16 protein-coding genes are annotated in these 19,002 nt (G+C 32.2%); 11 read left to right on the plus strand and 5 right to left on the minus strand.

Annotated elements, in window-relative coordinates; genetic code table 11:
* Window positions 1–121 precede the first annotated feature (121 nt).
* Entirely contained in the window at window positions 122–958 is an 837-nt protein-coding gene (locus tag CLOPA_RS03580; RefSeq protein ID WP_015614110.1) for a 4Fe-4S binding protein, read from the plus strand.
* Window positions 959–1,014: 56 nt separating this feature from the next.
* Here CLOPA_RS03580 and CLOPA_RS03585 read toward each other — a convergent pair whose 3' ends face one another.
* Window positions 1,015–1,575 (minus strand): TetR/AcrR family transcriptional regulator, encoded by a 561-nt coding sequence (locus CLOPA_RS03585; RefSeq protein WP_015614111.1) that lies wholly within the window; start codon window positions 1,573–1,575, stop codon window positions 1,015–1,017.
* A gap of 434 nt (window positions 1,576–2,009) precedes the next feature.
* Here CLOPA_RS03585 and CLOPA_RS03590 point away from each other — a divergent pair, with 434 nt between their 5' ends.
* Complete coding sequence (locus CLOPA_RS03590; protein WP_015614112.1) at window positions 2,010–3,200, plus strand: multidrug efflux MFS transporter; 1,191 nt, start codon at window positions 2,010–2,012, stop codon at window positions 3,198–3,200.
* Window positions 3,201–3,409: 209 nt separating this feature from the next.
* Here the strand turns inward: CLOPA_RS03590 and CLOPA_RS03595 are convergent, their stop codons facing one another.
* Window positions 3,410–4,687 (minus strand): IS110 family transposase, encoded by a 1,278-nt coding sequence (locus tag CLOPA_RS03595; RefSeq protein WP_015613850.1) that lies wholly within the window; start codon window positions 4,685–4,687, stop codon window positions 3,410–3,412.
* Window positions 4,688–5,137: 450 nt separating this feature from the next.
* Between CLOPA_RS03595 and CLOPA_RS03600 the strand changes: the two genes are divergently transcribed.
* Window positions 5,138–5,728 carry a hydrolase gene (locus tag CLOPA_RS03600; protein WP_015614113.1) on the plus strand — a complete coding sequence of 197 codons (591 nt, stop codon included), beginning with the start codon at window positions 5,138–5,140 and terminating at the stop codon, window positions 5,726–5,728.
* A 242-nt stretch (window positions 5,729–5,970) separates the two neighbouring features.
* Complete coding sequence (locus tag CLOPA_RS03605; RefSeq protein WP_015614114.1) at window positions 5,971–7,074, plus strand: G1 family glutamic endopeptidase; 1,104 nt, start codon at window positions 5,971–5,973, stop codon at window positions 7,072–7,074.
* A 97-nt stretch (window positions 7,075–7,171) separates the two neighbouring features.
* Here CLOPA_RS03605 and CLOPA_RS03610 read toward each other — a convergent pair whose 3' ends face one another.
* Window positions 7,172–8,389 (minus strand): macrolide family glycosyltransferase, encoded by a 1,218-nt coding sequence (locus CLOPA_RS03610; protein WP_015614115.1) that lies wholly within the window; start codon window positions 8,387–8,389, stop codon window positions 7,172–7,174.
* 386 nt (window positions 8,390–8,775) lie between these two features.
* Window positions 8,776–9,501: a YoaK family protein gene (locus CLOPA_RS03615; RefSeq protein ID WP_015614116.1), complete on the minus strand. Its 726-nt coding sequence runs from the start codon at window positions 9,499–9,501 to the stop codon at window positions 8,776–8,778.
* A gap of 473 nt (window positions 9,502–9,974) precedes the next feature.
* On the opposite strand from CLOPA_RS03615, the gene CLOPA_RS03620 reads away from it, so the two are divergent.
* Window positions 9,975–10,925: a LysR family transcriptional regulator gene (locus tag CLOPA_RS03620; RefSeq protein ID WP_015614117.1), complete on the plus strand. Its 951-nt coding sequence runs from the start codon at window positions 9,975–9,977 to the stop codon at window positions 10,923–10,925.
* Window positions 10,926–11,204: 279 nt separating this feature from the next.
* Here CLOPA_RS03620 and CLOPA_RS03625 read toward each other — a convergent pair whose 3' ends face one another.
* Complete coding sequence (locus CLOPA_RS03625; RefSeq protein WP_015614118.1) at window positions 11,205–11,786, minus strand: TetR/AcrR family transcriptional regulator; 582 nt, start codon at window positions 11,784–11,786, stop codon at window positions 11,205–11,207.
* A gap of 201 nt (window positions 11,787–11,987) precedes the next feature.
* Here CLOPA_RS03625 and CLOPA_RS03630 point away from each other — a divergent pair, with 201 nt between their 5' ends.
* The 6 genes from CLOPA_RS03630 to larC all read left to right on the plus strand — a co-directional run bounded on the left by CLOPA_RS03630 (window position 11,988) and on the right by larC (window position 18,893).
* Complete coding sequence (locus CLOPA_RS03630; RefSeq protein WP_015614119.1) at window positions 11,988–12,623, plus strand: flavodoxin family protein; 636 nt, start codon at window positions 11,988–11,990, stop codon at window positions 12,621–12,623.
* Window positions 12,624–12,637: 14 nt separating this feature from the next.
* Window positions 12,638–13,822, plus strand: a complete 1,185-nt coding sequence (locus tag CLOPA_RS03635) for an MFS transporter (RefSeq protein ID WP_015614120.1) — start codon at window positions 12,638–12,640, stop codon at window positions 13,820–13,822.
* A gap of 50 nt (window positions 13,823–13,872) precedes the next feature.
* Window positions 13,873–14,676 carry a nitroreductase family protein gene (locus tag CLOPA_RS03640; protein WP_015614121.1) on the plus strand — a complete coding sequence of 268 codons (804 nt, stop codon included), beginning with the start codon at window positions 13,873–13,875 and terminating at the stop codon, window positions 14,674–14,676.
* 580 nt (window positions 14,677–15,256) lie between these two features.
* Window positions 15,257–15,685, plus strand: a complete 429-nt coding sequence (locus CLOPA_RS03645; RefSeq protein ID WP_015614122.1) for a MerR family transcriptional regulator — start codon at window positions 15,257–15,259, stop codon at window positions 15,683–15,685.
* 359 nt (window positions 15,686–16,044) lie between these two features.
* On the plus strand, window positions 16,045–17,190 hold the full coding sequence (locus CLOPA_RS03650; protein ID WP_015614123.1) for an aldo/keto reductase: 1,146 nt from the start codon (window positions 16,045–16,047) through the stop codon (window positions 17,188–17,190).
* Window positions 17,191–17,510: 320 nt separating this feature from the next.
* The gene (gene larC, locus CLOPA_RS03655) at window positions 17,511–18,893 is read left to right on the plus strand and encodes a nickel pincer cofactor biosynthesis protein LarC (RefSeq protein WP_015614124.1); all 1,383 of its coding nucleotides are present in this window, start codon (window positions 17,511–17,513) and stop codon (window positions 18,891–18,893) included.
* Window positions 18,894–19,002: the final 109 nt, after the last annotated feature.

A 19,002-nucleotide genomic window follows, 5' to 3' on the forward strand; every position in this document is an offset into this window, starting at 1 on the left:
TTTTAAATTAAATCAATCGGTTTTTTCGAATCATATTATTCAAATTATTAGTTTTATTAATGATAAAACCTATGATATCATATTCAACAATGAGAAATTAATATGATTGGAGAGTTGTAATATGGACAAGCAAAAATTAATAAAAATGGCATCCTATTTTGTGCAAAACTCAGAAGAAAATATTATAAATGAAAAAATTGCACTTTCAAAAAATGTTGTGGGAATAAAAATTTATGATGACCCTATTTTTGGTTTTGGCGATGCAAGTGATGAATATTTTGAATTATTGAAGAAACCTGAAATAATAGGGGAGCATTTTTTACCTCCTAAACAATGGTTACCTGAATCGAAAACAGTTATCTCATTTTTTTTACCCTTTACTGAAAGAGTAAGGATATCAAATAGAAAAGACAAGCTATGGCCTTCAGAAGAATGGTTACATGGCCGTATTGAAGGCCAAGCTTTCTTAGCTAAATTGTGCCAGTATTTAAGAGACTCATTAATAGATGCCGGATATAATAGCATTGTACCATCTCAAGATGAACGCTTTTGGGCTAAAAAAGGATTTGATAACAATTCTTTGCATTCTGATGTGTCCTTTACAAGTAATTGGTCTGAAAGACATGTTGCTTTTGTATGTGGACTTGGAACTTTTGGTCTATCTAAAGGACTTATAACGAAAAAAGGTATAGCCGGAAGGTTTGGAAGTATAGTTACAGAATTATATTTGAGTGCTGACAAAAGAGAGTACCAAGATGTCTATGAATATTGTTCCATGTGTGGTGCCTGTGCAAAAAATTGTCCAGCTAAAGCTATATCCATAGATAAAGGAAAAAATCATATTCTATGTTCTGACTTTTTAGGAAAGATAGTTGAAAAATATAAACCATGGTACGGTTGTGGAAAATGTCAAACAGGAGTACCTTGTGAAAATAGAATACCTAAGCAGTACAAATAAAATTTTTATAATAATTTGTTTTCTGCTAAAAAGGCGTACTTCATTGTATGCCTTTTCTATTTTCTTGGAAGGGACAAAATAAAATCCTCTACCATCAATTGAAAGCTGTCTTCTGAATTTGCTGCATTTTGGAAATATCCAAGGAATTTTAAGGAGATAAAGCCATGTAAAAAACTTCTTAATGCTCGACTTTTATGAATTAAATGTGTCTCATCCTTGATATAAAAATCTAAAACCTGATGAATAATACCTGTAGTTTCTCTCGCTAAATGATTTACTTCCTCATCTTCTGTACTTGGAATATTCATAAAAAGCCCATAAGCAGTCTTGTTTTCAAAGGCAAAATCACGATAAACATAGGCAAACTCTCTGACAGCATCTGCACCACTTTTACCAATTAATTTTTGCATTAATTTCAAATTCAATTTATTCAAAAGATAAACTGTCATTTCTATTTTAAGATCATCCATATTGTTGAAATGATTATATAGAGATGGGTATTTTATACCAAGTTTTTCTGCAATTTTTGGAAAAGTAACTTGATTAAGACCAATTTCATCAGCCAATAAAAAAGCAACCTGAATAATTTTTTCCTTGGTTAAATTTCGTTTTTGCATTAATATGCCACTCCTTGTAATTTCACTTTATAAAAATAGTTTAACATCAAAAAACATTTTTATCAAACTATAAATAATAGTTTACAAACTATATTATATAGTTTATAATTATATTAAGAAATAAACTATGATACAACATATATTTTATTGATACCTAGTTATTTATTAATGGGCATTTCCATTCTTAAGTAATTTTATACATAAACAGAGTTCTTGGCATCAGGTGGAGTTTTTGTTTATGACCTCTGATGCTTACTAACAGAATTCTTAGTATCGGTATTTTCGATACTTAGAAATCGTTGTCCTTTAGGGTAAATTGTTATCCAGGGACGTAGCCACTCTTTACTCCCACTTTACGAAAAGCGATGGGAGTATTAGAGTGGATAGTCATCGGATAAATTGAGTTACAGTAAGGGAAGGAGTATATCAATATTATGAAAATGTGGAAAAGAAATTTAATAGTTTGTTGGTTTGGGATGTTTGTAACAAGCATAGGAATGAGTCAGATTGCACCGGTATTACCACTTTATATAAAGCATCTTGGTATATCTAATACAGCTTTAATTGAACAATTTTCAGGAATTGCTTTTGGTGTTACTTTTATAATTTCAGCTATTTTCTCACCAATTTGGGGTCAGGCTGCTGACAAGGTTGGACGAAAACCAATGCTTTTAAGAGCAAGCCTTGGTATGGCAATAGTTGTAGGCAGCATGGGCTTTGCAAAAAATGTATATGTACTTATAGGATTAAGATTATTGCAGGGGACTATAACAGGTTATAGTACAGCCTGTACTACGTTGATTGCAACTCAGACGGATGATGAACATGCAGGTTGGGCTTTAGGTACACTTTCAACAGCAAATATTGCAGGTTCTTTGCTTGGACCAACCATTGGTGGTTTTATAGAAGAGATCTTTGGTTTACAAAATGTATTTTCCATAACAGGTGCACTGCTGCTGATTGCATTTATTACAACCGCCTTATTTGTAAGGGAATCCTTTACTCGTGAAGATAAAAAGGTACTTAGTATCAAAGAAATATGGAGTATTGTTCCTGAAAAGAGCTTGACTATTACCATTCTTGTGACCTTTTTTATATTAACTGTGTCATTATATTCTGTTGAACCAATCATAACAGTATATGTTACCCAGTTATCCCAAAATACCAGTCATGTTGCGCTAATCGCAGGAATGGCATTTTCAGCCTCAGGACTTGCAAATATAATTGCTGCTCCGAGACTTGGAAAGCTTTCTGATAAAATTGGAGCACATAAAGTTATATTAGTAGCACTTGCAGCGGCAGGCCTGATTTTTATACCACAAGCCTTTGTAAAAAATTCTTGGCAGTTAATGGGCCTTCGATTTTTATTGGGATTAGCATCTGCAGGGTTGATTCCCTCTGTTAATATACTGGTGAAGAAAATCACACCATCTTCTCTTACAGGCAGAGTTTTTGGTATTAATATGTCAGCAGGATATCTAGGTGTATTTGGAGGTTCAGTTTTAGGAGGGCAAGTGTCAGCTTATTTGGGTATTAGATATGTATTTTTTATTACAAGTGCATTGCTGCTGATAAATGCAGTGTGGGTTTATTTTAAAGTTTATAAAAAACTTAGTTTAAATTAAATAATCATAATTATAAAATTAAATTATAGATAATATATCTATGTATAAATAGCCATGGCAAGGGGCTTACAGTACCTTGTACACAATATATTAAGAGCAATTTGGTAATATGTCAAGAACAAAATGAAAAGAAAAAGAAATGATTTTGAAAAAAATGGGTAACCTTAACAAGCATACGTCAAACTTAGAACGTATGTTCGCAAAACTATTTATTTATCTACCCTATTTGAAGAGTAGAGTTGATTTTTAGCCAGCAATCCAAAAATCAAACGAATCAATTTACGAGATGTTAGTGCGAGTGCTCGTTTATGCTGATGTGTAGTTACTTCAGCAAATTTCTTCTGATAGAATTCTTGATATTCAGGAATATATCTTACGATACTTCCAGCAGCTTCTATCAGATAATAGCGCAAATAACGGTTGCCTGCTTTGTTCATTGGTGTGTTTTCAGCCTTAAAACCACCAGATTGATTTTCCTTCCATACGATGCCAGCGTATTTAGCAATGGCATTGTTATTAGGGAAAGCATGAACACTACCTAATTCTGAAAGAATGCCACTAGAGTAAACAGGGCCGAACCCAGGTATTGACATTAAAATTTGGTATTCAACGGGGTTCATTCCCATAACTGCTTTTTCAATAGCCTTGTTAATAGCTTTAAGTTCTTTCTCAAAAGCCTGAATACAATTAAAAGAGCAGGCAATTGAGGTTGTTAAAGGCTCATACAAACATTTATCAAGGCGGTATGAATTACGTGCAGCCTGCTGCAGAATTTCAGCAGTCATCTGTGGATTGGAAATCCGCTTGCGACTTTTTTTATTGACGAAGTCAACAAGATCTTCAATTGAAGTATTTGCAATATCTTCAGAAGAAAGAAAATCTGTCAATATAGATGACGCAGTAGCACCATATTTATCAGAAAAAGGATGATCATCACCCTGTAACAAAGCAAATTCACTAAACTTGAGAAATACATTGGATAACATGTAAGTCTTTTCTCTGGTTAAGCATTCAACAATATGAAGCCTGTGTCTTGTAAGTCTTTGCAGAGCAAGATATTGAGAACCCCGCCAGGGTTCAGTATGAATTCTGCCAACTCTTGCAAAATCAGCAATAACAAAAGAGTCAATGCTGTCATTTTTATCAAGAGAATTGAAGGAATCTTTGTAGTTAGCAACTTCCTTAGGGTTTAAGCAGTAAACATAAGGCTTGTAAGGCATAAGTCTTTCACTTGAAGATAAAAAATTGGCAATATGTACTCCGTAAAAGGAAGTAGATTCTAAGCCGATTATTACAGTTTTAAAAGTGTTCTTTTCTAACACTTTAACAAGCATGGATTCTAATTGTTCTGCACCAAATTGTGTATTAGGAACAGGCTCCATTTTAATCAAGAATTCTTGATCAAAATTAATAGCAGAGACAACATTTTGTCTCGCACCAATATCGATACCAACAAATAGAGTTGATAAGTAATCTAATTTCTTCATGAAATCACCACCTTTCAAAAATAATGAGGAAATTAGAAAGGAATTATCCTAATCCAAAGTACTGACTGCAACCTCGCGTAATTAGCATTTATCCAGACGAAAAACCTTGCTGGTGGCTACGAAAGGATATGCAACATTTGTGTAAGCAGAATATGATACTTTGGTCAGGCTGCAAGCTTTCTAGGCAATAACAATAAGTTTTGCAGGAGAGATAATGCAGTAACCTTTGCTAAAGTTCCATAAGGACTATTTTAGCATTAGGAAATCCTTTGATAAATAGTAAGTTAAAATGTATAGATTTGAAAGTTAAAGAATCAGCAATATTGAATTGGGAGAATCCCCATTAGAAAAATAGAGATGCTTTCTTAATCTATACAAAATATAAAAAATAAATAAGTCTATAACAGTTATTTAACTGACTATAAACTTATTATACGAGGAGAGAAGGAAATGGAAAATTTAAAAAGATCAGAAACTGAATTAATAAAAGCAGAAAAAACAGCTTTGGTAGTTATAGACCTGCAAAATGGAATTGTAAGCGGGGAGCATTCACCTTACAGCAGTGCAGAGGTTGTTAAAAACGCAAGCAAATTAATTAATGCATTCACAGAGAAGGGAGCCTTTGTAGTTCTTGTAAAAGTTTCTTCTGTAGATGGAAAAGATATGTTTAAACCAAGTGTAGATTTGAAAATTAGTCTAGTGCAATTTCAAGAAGGATGGGATAGCTATGTACCTGAAATAGCAAATAGTAAAAATGCTCATACTATTACCAAAAGGCAATGGGGGGCATTCTATGGTACTGACCTTGATTTACAGTTAAGACGTCGCGGAATTGATACCATTGTACTATGCGGTATTTCTACTGGAATTGGTGTGGACACTACAGCAAGAGAGGCTTATCAACATGGTTATAATCAAATTTTTGTGGAAGATGCAATGACAGCGAGAGCAAAAGATGAGCATGATTATGTTTGTAAATACATTTTCCCTAGGATAGGTAAGATTCGAACAAGTGAAGAAGTGGCTTTATTATTAAAATAAGATGTAAGAAAAATTACACCACTGGGGTGTAATTTTTTTATGCGTCTTTTACAAGTAATTGCTCCGAAAGACATTCTAGTATTACATCAAGTTATAAACGTTTGGCCTATTTACAAATTAATAACACATTTGCAACTTAACTGGCACAAACAATTAATAAAATAAAATCTAATACAAGTAATAGTGATAGGGAAGATACTTGTGTCAACGCATCTTTTATGTTTTGCAAAGGAGGATAAGTAATGAAAACTGTGTTGAAAAAAATTCAAATTATATCGTTGGTGGCATTAGTGGGATTTGGAGCCATATCTATTATTAATGGTGTTTCGTTTCAGCATACTACCAATACCCAATACGTTTTATCTAAGTATTTTCCTAAGTGGAATTCAATTCATTCACGGGAAAGTCAGCAATCGCAAAGTGCTATAACTACAACAAGTTTTCCTAATAACACAGAAGGCTCTAACAATTGGAGTGGTCAGCAATCGCAGAGTACTGTAACTACAACAAGTTCTCCTAATAATACAGAAGAATCCAATAATTGGGAAAATCGGCAACCGCAAAATAATATAACTACAACAAGCCTTCCTAATAATACAGAAGGATCTAGCAATTGGTCAGGATATATAGCTACTCCTACTTCTAATAGTGGTTATACTAGCATTTCTGGCAGTTGGACAGTCCCTAATATTTCAGAAAGTCAGAGAAATGCAGTAGCTGCACAATGGATTGGCTTGGGTGGAGTAAACTCTACAGACCTTCTTCAAATGGGGACAATGGAGCAAATAGAAAATGGACAACCGATGGCAGAGGTGTTTTGGGAACAGTTGCCGGATGTTTCTCAAAATGTAATGAGCGTTCCCATTGGTTCAATTATTAATGTTAGTATATCTAATTCGTCAAGTTCAAGTTCCATATGGAATTTAACATTTACTGTACGTACACCTGGGGGTAAGACACAAACTCAAACTATACCTGTAACGTTAGATTCTTCTTATGCTCAAGGAATTGGAACATCAGCGGAATGGATTAGTGAAGATCCTTCCAACCAAAATAGTCAACTGATTCCTTTAGCGAATATGGGTATAGTGAAATACCAGTCGGCGTTGGTCAATGGTCAGCCGTTGAATGCTCTAGGCAATAATGTTCAGCCTGTTGCTATGGTATCAAGTAACGGAACTGTTATGATTTCTCCTTCTGAACTTGGGACAGATGGTGAATCATTCACCACAACTACTAGCACCACAGCCACCACAAATACCAACTCAACTCTTGGATATGGATTAAATGGGTTTACAAGACATATTCAGAGACGTAATGAAAGTCGCTTTCATTGGAATAGGTAATGGTACTGATTTTAGTAAAATGAAATAATATAAAGCCGATTAATTCCTGATTTAGGAAAAATCGGCTTTTGTTTTTCTATATTGGATATTTAAAAATTTAGGCAAGAATGCCTCTTTCCATTTTTAATTTAAAAATTTCTTCAACAGCTTTTTTATAACCACCAGTCTGTTTAAAAGAATCACTTATTTTCTTAATATTTTCAACATAGCTTGGATCAGTTAAAACCTTTTTAACTGAATTTTTTAATATATCTGGAGTAAGGTTGTCTTTGTCAAGAGAAATTGCTGCTCCTAGTTCAGAAGCTCTTCCAGCCATATAGGGCTGGTCTGCTCCTATAGGTATTGCTACAAAGGGTACATTATTATATAACAAGTCACTAGTACTGTTCATACCTGCATGAGTTATTGCCACGTCAGTATACTTTAAAATTTCTGATTGAGGGACATAATTTTTTATAATAAAATTATCGGGTATATTAAATTCAGATAAATCTACATTGTATGCTGCCATAACTACAACAGCATCAGTATTGGCAAAAGTTTTAAAGAAAATATCATAAAGTTTACTGTTAGTATTATTAAACACTGTGCCTAATGAAATATAAACAACCTTTTTACCCTCTAATTTTTCAAAAGGAAAATCTAAATTTTCTTTTCTATCATATATTGGTGGTCCTATAAATTTAAAGCTGTCATCGTAATATTCAGTATGTGCAACAAAATATTTAGAAGTATAGGCGATATTTATATCACCTTTATTGAAAAACAAGCTAAACATGCTATCAGGCATTTTTATATTATAAATTTCTTCTAATTGTTTTGAAACTTTTTTATAGATATCATTAACGGGATGATTTTTTATTAAGTTTATATCCATGAATTCTTTTCTTTGCTCCATTAGTTCCTTTGGAGTAGCAAATACTGCGAAAGAAGAAACAGAAGGTATTTTTAATATTTGAGCAATAATATTTCCAAAGGGAAACATAGCTCCATAGATGATGTAATCAAATTTTGTATTTTTAGTCTGACCTAAAATATCCTTTATAATGGCATCACTTGAATTGATTATCTCACTCATATGGTCAAAAAATTGACTAATATCAGGTTCGCTGGTCATTTTACGCCTTTTTGTGAAGGGATTTGATTCACCACTGTAGCTTTTAAACTCAGCACCTGTTTTTTCAATTCTTTCTCTAAAATTCTCAGCACAAAAATAAGTTACTTTTTCCCCTTTTTTTATTAATTCACTTACTAATCCCAATGTAGGATTAACATGTCCATGACCCGGAAAGTTTAAGAAAAGTACATTTGCCATATAACCACATCCTTATCTTATTTTATATAGGTATTCTACTACAATGTTATTTATTGTCAATTTACATTTTTAATGTATACGTTTAATTCTGATGAATAAATTAATAAATATATGTTAACAATTTCACCAAATTTTTTATCTATAAATTAGTTGAATTGAAATGGTTCCTAAATAATTAAATACATAATGAAGTTACCATAGAATTTGTAGATAATATAGATAAGATAAAGCATGAATTACCTGTAAAATAGGTGATAAGTAAAAATTATAATGGACTTGTACCAGTTTCAAATACTATATTAAAACTTGTTGAAGAAGTAAGATATGAATGGAAAAAGGTGAGGGGCTATTACTAATCGTCAGTATGAAATGGCTTCACTAGATTTTCAACCTAGTGAAGGCACATTTATATTTTCTATATGCAATAAAATCAGAGAAAATATCAATAGGATATCAGAAGCCCATACTGCGTGAGGCCCAATAAAAGAAGTTAGAAAACCGCCGCAAAAAGCTCCTAATAAAAACGATAATACAATTGCAAAGTAGCGAAGTGACTTTATAGCTGATTTGTGATCTTTTTTTGTAAAAGCAGTGTAAGCAGCTATGGAAGCTGAACGCAAATTACCAGTGCACATGGTTGTGGCATATGGGGAATCAACTAATTTTTTAAAGGAAGCAAATTGGAGTGAAGTAACAAAGGAAATGGTAACAGTTGCAATAGTATTCAAAGCACCAGAGGGCACAAATCCTACAAAAAAAAGTATTACTATTTCAATAATTAAAATAAAACGTTCAGGATGCCCTATGGAAAAAATAGATGAATTTTTTTTTATAATTTCAAAAAACATAATTCCTATTATAAATGCAAAAATAGGCAATGCCTGTATTAAAGACTGTCTATAGTTCTTATTAACAGCTTCTATGGCAACTAAAACAAGATTTCCTGTTTGAGCATTAGCAAAAACGCCACCCCTGCCAATATAGGTATAGGCATCCAAAAATCCTCCAACTGTTGCCAGAAGTATTCCCAGCAGAAGGGATTCAGAATTAATGCTGGGTAGATGTATTTTTATTTTACTCTTTTTCACTGAGTCAATGTGTTCCATAATCAATATTCCAATAACTCCTTTCAATAATATCTTATGTATTGTAATCTACAGAACTAATAATTTATCCGATGACTGCCCACTCTAATATTTCCATCGCACTCTGTGAAAGCGATTCCCACAAAATTTGAAATTTTGGCTCTCTAATTTTTTTCAAAGGGTGAGTAAAGAGTGGTTATGTCCATGGATAATGAGTTCTAAGTATCACAAACAGATACTAAGAACTCTGTTTATATTATACTTTTATTTCAGTTATATGTATAATACTATTAATATTATATAATCAATAGGATAAAGTTATATTAAATAAGCGAGTATTATTATTTTTAATTGGCAGATAATTAGCAGTTTATTAATAATACTGAATTTCCTTTATAAAAAATTTTACAGGTAAATCTAGTAATATACGAAGCTTTATAGGAACTGCTTGCAAAATATAGCATTATAGAGTTGAATGTGCAGAAGGGATAGGTTTTTATATGGATTTTCATCAATTAGAGTATGTGATAGCTATAGCAGAAGAAAAGAGTATTTCTAAAGTAGCAAAAAAATTGTATATATCTCAGCCTTCCTTAAGTCAGTATATTATAAGATTGGAGAATAATTTAGGGGTAAAATTATTTGATAGAACAGCGAGCTCTATTACTTTGACTTTTGCAGGAGAGCAATATATTAAAACAGCTAAAAGTATTCTCAATTTAAATAAACAATTAAAAATGGAACTTAGTGATATAGCTGGTTCAAAAAAAGGACGTCTTACAATTGGGATTCCAAATCAGGCAGGAAGACATATATTGCCATTAATATTGCCGCAATTTCATAGACAGTTTCCACAAATAGAAATAGATATTGAAGAAGATGTAACAATGCAATTAGAAGAAATGCTTATAAATGGTAAAATAGATATTGCCATATTGAATCTTCCAATACAGCATGATAAATTTTTATATGAGACTATATCCGTTGAAAGAATATTCCTTGTAGCTCCAGAAAATCACAGTATTTGTTTACGAGTAGAATCAGAAAATCAGCATGAGCTTCATTTTAGCTGTTTACAAAATGAAAATTTTATCATATCAAAACAAGGGCAGAGAATGAGACTTATTGAAGATGAAATATTTCAACGTGCACAATTCAAACCTAATATCATTCTTGAAATTGAAAATCTTGATACTGCACATCGTATTGCTGCTGCAGGTATGGGTTTAACCTTTGTGCCAGAAAATGTTATATGGCTTTTAAATACAAATAAATATGACAATTATTTCTTAATAGATGATATGACCTTTACACTTGTTATAGCTTATAGACCAGGAGAATATCTTTCAAAGGCAACCCGTGAATTTATTACTATTGTAAAGAAGACTATGGATTTAAATAGTAGGATGAGAATAAATAATAATAGAATTTATCGAAAAATTTATACTTAGATCCCCGATATTTATTTAAACTAATGTACGAAATTATCCCGCTCTCTACAGATTGGAGATGGATAGCACTTGTTTACAGGAATAAGAATATACGAGAAAAGTAAAAGTACATAAGCATAAATGAAAAAACCGTTGGGCAAACGTGGTTAGCTTGGTAGTTATGCTGACGTTAGTTGGTACATAGCAAGAAACTCCCACCTCTTAGCATAGCATAGATGGTGGGAGTATGTCACAAAACTAAATTATTATCTATATAAACTTTCTCAACTTTTAGCTTTTCTAAGAATTTAGCTTGATCCCTTCAAATGCATAATTTATTAATTCTCTTACGAAAATATCATCAAGTGCATCTCCAGTTATAAGGAGTCTATAGAATATTGGGGACCAAATTAAATCCATAGTCAACTCTATATTCAAATCCTTTCTCAATTCCCCTCTTAAAATTCCGCGTTCCAAAATTTCTTTTGAAATATTTCGACGTGGCTTAAAATACGCCTTACGGTATATATCAGCCAGTTTTGGATCAAACTGTCCTTCAGCTATTATTTCAGCAATTACACTTCCCTTCTTGCTCATTAGAAATCTTACAAAATTATTTACCTGAATAAACATATCCTCAATAGTTGATCCTGTATCAGGAATTGGCAGCTTCTCATTGGTAGCATTTAGAAAAGCATCAATAACAACAGCAGCTTTATTTGGCCGCCATTTATAAATAGTAGCTTTGCTGACTCCAGCTTTTTCAGCAATCTTTTCAACAGTTATTGATGCAAAACCATTTTCTATTAATAAATCATATGACGCATTAAGAATATCTGTTTTTGTTTTTTCACTACGAGAGCGTCCTAATTTTTTATCCATTGTAAATTATACCTCCTGTTATATTAAAATGTATTTTAAAAACTATACGTATATTATACATTAAAAAATTTTAAAAATATACTTTACAATACTGAACGTTTAGTATATTATATAAATATAAACTAAACGTTCAGTATTTGCCTTAGAAATTTGAAATTATTATAGTGAAAAAAATCAAGATTATAAAGGGAGGAATTTTTAATGAAAGTTGTAGCTTTTAACGGAAGTCCTGCTAAAGCAGGAAATACTTATCATGGAATAAAAATAGTTATTGATGAACTTGAAAAAGAAGGTATAGAAACAGAAATAGTTCATGTAGGGAATAAACCTATTAGAGGATGTATTGCTTGTAAAAATTGTACAAAAAATAAAAATGGAAAGTGTGTTATTACTACTGATCCAGTTAATGAATGGATTGAAAAGATGAAGGAAGCTGATGGAATAATTTTAGGGTCACCAGTTCACTATTCAGCAATTGCTGGAGCAATGAAATCATTTTTAGACAGAGCTTTTCGTGTGGCAGAAGCCAATGATAGTATGTTAAGACATAAAGTTGGTGCAGCAGTAGTAGCAGTAAGACGTGCAGGTGGGATTCCAACCTTCGATCAGTTAAATAACTACATTAATCATTCTGAAATGCTTATACCAACTTCAAATTATTGGAATGTTATTAACGGGACAGCACCAGGGGAGGCAATGCAGGATGAAGAAGGTATTCAAATAATGAGGATACTGGGTAAAAATATGGCATGGCTTATGAAGCTTATTGAAAACGGTGAAGGAATTGTAAAGAAGCCTGAAATGGAAACAAAAATATTTACTAATTTTATTCGTTAAAGGGGTGGAGTATTATGGAAAGCTTAAATAATGATTTTGTGGAAAATAAACCTGTACTAAGTAATTTATTAATTATGGTTATGGCTATAGCTTGCGGGCTCACTGTAGCAAATTTATATTATATACAGCCGCTTCTTGCAGATATAGCTAAGACATTTAATGTCAGTGAAATTAGTGTGGGCTTTGCAGCAATGCTTACACAAATAGGATATGCAGTTGGAATGATATTTATATTGCCCCTTGGGGACATAAGAGAAAGAAGAAATTTAATAACTGTAATGCTTTTATTCTCAATACTATCTCTTATAAGTATGTTTTTTTCTCATAATATATTTATGCTGATAATTTCTTCTTTTGCAGTTGGATTTACTTCAATTATTCCTCAGCTTATTATACCTTTGGCCGCTCAATTATCAGATCCAAAGGAGAGAGGTAAAATAATAGGCACGGTAATGAGTGGTTTATTAATTGGTATATTAGTATCACGTACATTCAGCGGTATTTTGGGTGGATATTTAGGATGGAGAATAGTATATATTATTGCAGCAATTATGATGATAATTCTTATGATAGCTTTAAGAAAATTAATACCAGTAAGTAAACCTGTTTCTAACATTAAATATACTGAATTATTAAAATCAATGTTTCATTTAATAAAAAAGGAACCTGTTTTAAGAGAAGCTTCTATTAATGGAGCCCTGATGTTTGCAGCTTTCAGTGCATTCTGGACATCACTTATATTTTTACTTGGAAGCTCTCATTACAACATGGGCCCCCAGGCAGCGGGTTTATTTGGATTAGTTGGAGTCAGCGGTGCTTTGGCAGCTCCTTTAGTTGGAAAAACGGCTGATAAGAAAGGTTCTAGATTTGTTATAGGAATATGTTTAGTTGTTATAATAATTTCTTATATATTCTTTCTTCTATTTGGATTTAAAGTATGGGGATTGATTATAGGAGTTATATTACTTGATTTAGGAGTCCAATCTGGAAATGTTTCCAATCAAACCAGAGTGCATTCTTTAAATGAAGAAATGCGTAACAGAATTAATACTGTATATATGGTAAGTTTTTTCCTTGGAGGAGCATTAGGTTCTTTTCTGGGATCTTACAGCTACTCACACTTTGGATGGTATGGAGTTTGTATCTTTGGAATAGCTACTCAAATTATAGCAGTTATTGTCCATAAAACTGCAAAATAATTTTATTAATTTAAATTTTATCAGAGATTATTATTGGGAGGAATAAGAAAATGAATTTAATAACTGTAGATCAAGAGAAATGTATCAAATGCGGAATTTGTGTAAAGGAGTGCCCCGTGCAGGTATTGAGAATTGGGGAAAATGGTCCGGAAGATATTTGCCCCGAAAAATGTATTGCCTGTGGGCATTGTGTAGCTGTCTGTCCAAAAGAAGCTATGGATAACATAAAAACACCATTAGTTGATCAAAAAAGTTCAAAAAAGTTTCGAAAATTAAGTCCTGAAGAAGCAGAAAATTTTCTTCGTTCAAGACGTTCAATACGATCTTACAAAGAAACTTCAGTTCCAAGAGAAAAGTTAGTAGATCTTGTCAATATTGCCCATTTTGCTCCTAGTGGACATAATTTACAAGGTGTATCCTATATTATCATAGATGATAGAAAAATACTTGATAAAGCTGTTGAAATTACTGCCGAGAATTTAAAAAATGATAAGACATTGAATGGAAAATTTGATGATTTTGTTAAAGTGTATATTGAAAAGGGAATAGATACTATTTTAAGAGGAGCACCTAGTCTTGTCCTTGCAATTGCAGATGCAGATTTTCCAAGAGGGAGAGAAAACTCCATTTTTTCACTGACATATATGGAGCTATATGCACCAACTCTTGGATTAGGCTCATGCTGGGCAGGTGTATTTGAAAGGATCGCTCTTAAAGACAATTCCCCAATGCTTGAATTATTTAATATACCTAAAGGTAAAAAAATAACTGGAGTTGTTATGGTAGGCTATCCAAAATATAATTATCCTAGATTAGTAGAGAGAAATCCATTGAAAGTCAATTTTTTACCCTAAATAATTAATATAATTATCATTAAACTTAGAGGAGCTGTCTCACAATGCATATATATGCATAGCGAGACAGTTTTTGACTATTTTATATTGAAAATAATTATTAAAGTCTTATTTTTAATAAACAAATGAGGATATTTTCAAATTTAATGAATATTTATTCCTTTTGAGACAACCTCTTTATTTTTTAACCTAAATTAGATTGTAAATAAACTTCTCTTTTCTGCCCTTCTATAATTATACTATGTATCTTAAAACTTTAACCTAATGTGCGGAATTCTCCCACTATCTACAGATGGGAGATGGATATCACCTGCTTAGTTTAAAATTTCTATAAAAACCTCTTGACTTAGAGTTAACTCTAAGATGTATGATATTGATTAGTAAGTTAAATCATATATTGGTGAAATACAAACCAAATGAATTTGTAGAGTTAATAAATGCAGCAGTTAGAATGGTACAAAGATGGGACAAGGAAATATGAAAGTCCTAAAATTAAGAGATAAAAAATGAAAGGAGAAGCTACTCGACAAAATATCTAAAATGGATGCTTTTGATTATATTATGAGTAGCAGTTGTTTTTATGGAATACACAATAAAACAGGTTGCTGAAAGAGTTGATCTCACAGAATATACGCTCAGGTATTACGAAAAGGAAGGCTTATTGCCATCTATAGAGCGTGATGAACATGGGATACGACAATTTAAAGAAAATGATATAGAATGGATTAGATTGATATGCTGTCTCCGTGATACAGGAATGTCAATTTCAAAGATAAAGGATTATGTTGACCTTTCTATAGAAGGAGATAGCACTATAGAACTGCGCAGGCAAATAATTCTAAATCAAAAAATGGTTACTGAACAAAAAATAGAGGGAATGAATAAGAATTTAGATATGATTAATAAAAAACTTAAACATTACAATGAGTTTGTAGCAGGTAAGCATAGGGATCCTTGTAATCAAAGCAACACTATAAAAGTTGAAAGTACCAGTGAAGATGATATTTAGAATTAAGATTAACCTATATAACATCTAGCTTTAAACATGGGAATATTAATTCCATAAGCAATCCAGCAGCTTATTTTTTTATATTTGATTCTCTATTAAAAGATTTTTGATAAATAATCCTAGCAATATCAATATCTACAGGTATTATTTGCGAATATATGATAATTAATTGTGAATAAACTTTACAAATAATTAATATTATATATTTGTAATTTATAGAAAATTTTATAAATACACTATTGACTTAGAGTTCACTCTAAGATTTATAATATTTCTATGCTGAGATTATTGCAAAATAAAATTATCTTCAATTGAAAAATTAATCTGGCAAATTATTTATTTAGGGGGAAGGTTTTATAATGTTATACAGAAATTTTGGGAAAACTAATGAAAAGGTTTCAATATTGGGCTTTGGATGCATGAGACTTCCATTGCTTCCTGGGGGAGACGCAACTCAAATTGATGAAGAAAAATCTATAGAATTAGTTCGCAGTGCAATTGATAGAGGTGTAAACTACATAGATACGGCTTACCCTTATCATGGAACAGGAATGGGTCAGGGTGGTGCCAGTGAACCTTTTGTAGGAAAAGCATTAAAGGATGGATATAGAGAAAAGGTTAAATTAGCTACCAAACTTCCTAGCTGGCTCATACAAACAAGAAGTGACATGGATAAATACTTAAACGAGCAATTACAACGTCTTCAAACAGATCATATAGATTTTTACTTAGTACATGCACTTAATCGTAAAGATTGGGAAAGACTAAAAGAAAATGGTATTGATGAATTTTTGGATTCTGCCATAAAAGACGGCAGAATAAAATATGCAGGCTTCTCATTTCATGACAAGTTGGATCTCTTTAAAGAAATAGTGGATTACTATGATTGGTCATTTTGTCAGATACAATACAACTATTTAGATGAGGAGTTTCAGGCTGGAACAGAAGGCTTAAAATATGCTGCTGAAAGAGGTCTAGGAATTACAATCATGGAACCACTTAGAGGTGGTAAACTTGTCAATAATCTTCCAGAGGAAGCCAAAGATGCCTTCAATGAAGGGGATATAAAGAGAACATCAGCAGAATGGGCATTAAAATGGGTTTGGAACCATCCTGAAGTATCAGTTATTCTAAGTGGAATGAATTCAATGGATCAGATTACAGAAAATATAAAGGTAGCCAGTGAAACAGAGGCAAATTCATTAGCAGAAAAAGAATTAAAGTTAATTGATAAAGTAAATAACATTATTAAAAATAAAGTAAAGGTTAGCTGTACAGCCTGTGAGTACTGTATGCCATGTCCAGCAGGTGTCAATATTCCAGGATGTTTTACTGCCTATAATAATTACAGTATGTTTGGTAAAGACGAAGTCTATAACATGATGCTTAAACCAAGAAATCAATTAGCATCAAATTGTGTAGAATGTGGAAAATGTGAGACTCATTGTCCACAGGGAATTCCTATTCGTCAGGAATTAAAAAAGGTTAAAGCGTTATTTGAGTAAAATTTTCTGATATTTATTAGTAAAGGCTTATTTGTCATCAATGAATCTTACTTAGTGGAGTTTGTATTTCCACTAAGTTTAGATGAATTATCCAGGGACGTGTGGCTGTTATCTCCACTTTTATAATGTGGAGTGTTACAGCCACTAGTTATCGGATAAAACATAGTACAAATAGGCCTTTACCTAATGAAAAACTACTATCAATAATTTTAAGAATGTGATTATTGCAGAGAATATTTAAGAGCAATATTGCGTAAAAGGCAAATATTAGTTTACAATTAAGGTATAAATGAATCTTACTTAATATTGGAGAGTATAAAATGAGAGTATTATATTATGATTGTTTTTGTGGAATAAGCGGCGATATGAACTTAGGAGCATTGATTGATTTAGGGGTAGATGAGGAGTATTTGATAAAAGAAATTTCAAAACTTAAATTGGACTCTGAATATGAAATACAGATTAAAAAAGATATTAAAAATGGTATAATGGGAACTAAGGTGGATGTGATTCTAAAAAATCAGCACAATAATGATCACCACCATGTCCATCAGGCACAGCAGACAGAAGATGAACATTATCATGGTAGTGAACTTCATCATACTCACAATGAGGAGTCTGTTCTTCATGATTATCATGAAGTAGGAAATGATAATCATGAAGAACATAGCCATATTCACTATGAAGTGGCTGAACAGAATCACCAGGCTGAAGATGAGCATAGCCATCATCATGACCATAGAAATTTGAAGGACATTGAAAATATAATAAATAGAAGTGATTTAAGTGAAACAGTGAAAAAAACAAGTTTGCATATGTTTATGAAAGTAGCGGAGGCTGAGGCCGAGGTTCATGGAAAATCCCTATATGAAGTGCATTTTCATGAGGTTGGTGCCATAGATTCTATTATAGACATTGTAGGAGCAGCGGTGGCATTAGATTATTTAAAAGTAGATAAGATTATTGCTTCAACTGTTCAGGTAGGAGGCGGATTTGTAAAATGCGCTCATGGGGTTATACCTGTGCCAGCACCGGCAACTGTTAAGATATTAAAGGGTATACCAATAAAATCAGGTATAGTATCCTTTGAAACTACCACTCCTACAGGAGCGGCTATTTTAGCTTCAAATGTTGAGGAGTTTACAGATAAAATAGAATTTTCTATAGACAAAATAGGATATGGACTGGGAACCAGAGATCTGGAGATTCCCAATGTGTTAAGAGTCTATTTGGGAAAAGAAGAAAGTAAGGAAGAAATAGAGGAACAATATATACTAGAAACAAATATAGATGATATGAATCCGGAATTATATGGCTATGTGGAGGAAAAGCTTTTTCATAGAGGCGCTTTAGATGTATTCAAGACACCTATCATTATGAAAAAAGGAAGACCCGCCATAAAGCTGAGTATATTGGTAAATGCCAAGAAAGAAAAAGATGTACTGGAGGTAATTTTTAAAGAAACTACTTCCATTGGAGTTAGAAAATTTAAGGTTGAGAAAATAATGCTTCATAGAGAATTTTCAAAAGTTAAAACCAGTTATGGAGAGGTAAATGTGAAAAATTCCTACTATGAAGGCGAACTGGTAAAATATAAGGCAGAATATGAAGATTGCAAGAGAATAGCAGAAGAAAATAATTTACCTATTGCCAAGGTTTATAGAGATATTCATAAGGCTATAGAAGAAAATAATCACTTATAAGCGAAAATATGAGATCGTAATAATTTGTGAAGAATTAATAATTAAGTGAAATAAATTCTGGATAGAGAAAATAGTGTAACAATGGTATGAATGTTATCAATAGAATTAA

This window comes from Clostridium pasteurianum BC1, from assembly GCF_000389635.1.
GTDB classification, from domain to species: Bacteria; Bacillota; Clostridia; order Clostridiales; family Clostridiaceae; genus Clostridium_I; species Clostridium_I pasteurianum_A.